This window comes from Marinobacter segnicrescens (assembly GCF_900111555.1).
In the GTDB taxonomy this organism is placed as follows: domain Bacteria; phylum Pseudomonadota; class Gammaproteobacteria; order Pseudomonadales; family Oleiphilaceae; genus Marinobacter; species Marinobacter segnicrescens.
This window is the reverse complement of record NZ_FOHZ01000077.1, coordinates 1-1,300: the sequence shown is the minus strand read 5'-3', so window position 1 is coordinate 1,300 and position 1,300 is coordinate 1. Positions and strand designations below refer to the sequence as shown.

1 protein-coding gene is annotated in these 1,300 nt (G+C 48.3%); it reads left to right on the top strand.

The genetic code is table 11. The features are described from left to right. Positions 1-633 precede the first annotated feature (633 nt). Complete coding sequence (locus tag BM036_RS19690; protein ID WP_091855313.1) at positions 634-1,197, top strand: hypothetical protein; 564 nt, start codon at positions 634-636, stop codon at positions 1,195-1,197. Positions 1,198-1,300: the final 103 nt, after the last annotated feature.

The following is a 1,300-nucleotide window of genomic DNA, read 5'->3' as shown; positions in this document are numbered from 1 at the left end:
CTGGAGTTTGCCTCCGCTCTCCGACTTGGAAAAACTGATTCAAAAGTAACGGACATTACTAGGGAGCAGTTGGATTAAAGACTGGGGGCAGGTCAATGCGTATCCGAGGTTGCTGTCTCTCAACCGTATCTGACTTTTGGGGCCCCAGCTCACGGGGAGATGCTCTCTGAGGTCAGAAGCACATCGAGGTGAAAAATGGTAAGTCGATACAGTCAAACGCAATTGCCCGTCGTTTTAATGAGTCAACGGGTAGGGGGCAGAGGGTTCTCAAAGAACCCTCCATAACATGGCCGTGCTTTGTAACCTTAAACTGGTCGCGCATAGCTGCGATACGATGATATCGGGGCGAAGTGTGATATCTAGCTTTTAAACAAAAGCGGACACTCAAGCTTGTTCCTGCTTCGTGTCTCCAGGCCAATCACTGATGCTTCATCCAGTATGATTGGTGGAGCCAATTACAGACGTCAGACGATTACATGGAAAGGAAGTTGAGGCTGAGATAAGCTGCTGTTTTATAAACCTATAGACAGGCCGATCAAAGGCGCAGAGGTCGCAATAACGAAGCGGTCAGATTTCTACAATATCGAAGACGTCTGTCTAACTGCTCTTAGCCCATCATTCAGAGTCGCCAAAATGTTTGATTTCCAAGAAGCAGCAAAAGGCTATGCGAAAGCCGCAGAGCGAGTTCTAGGTGAGGACGCTGAGTTCCTGAATAAGAATCAGGAGGTAATCCCAGTTTTTGTTGCCTTGTTGTTTCAGTCTATGGAAATCTCTTTGAAGCATCTCGGAGTTCAAGCTGGGCTATTCAGCATACAAGAGACAAAAGACAAAAAATTAAAGAGGAATGGCCACGGCGTAGGTGAGATTGCCAGCCTCATTAATGAGAGACTGGGGGCAAGCAAGGATTTCCCGGTCGTAAACGCCCTTACAGCAAGAATGAGCGGTGGCGAGCACTCGGAGATTGTTCGAGAGATGCTTTTTGGCTCTAAATTCGAAGCAACGAGACAATCTTATCAACGTAGGAATCTCGGTTATTTACAGTTGGAGCAAGGGGATTTAGCTCTGGTCCGTGGGCTTAAACCTTGGGTAAGCGCGGTACGCGACGTAGCTGAAAATTTGCCGGTGGCAGTTGACGTGGTGAAGCAGTGGAAGTCGTCTTCCGGTAGTTCGCGTTCCTTTGCAATCTGGTTTAGATAATGGCTAACAATTGCGGGCACAGCGACGGCTTTTACATTGCGGCTTTGCCTCCATTTCCAAGCAGCGCATGCTGCGGGTGTTGAGGCTGTAGAAAAACCCCGAT

Bases quoted from the DNA above. Each gene is read 5' to 3' on its own strand.
- BM036_RS19690 (WP_091855313.1), top strand. From the start codon at position 634: ATGTTTGATTTCCAAGAAGCAGCAAAAGGCTATGCGAAAGCCGCAGAG.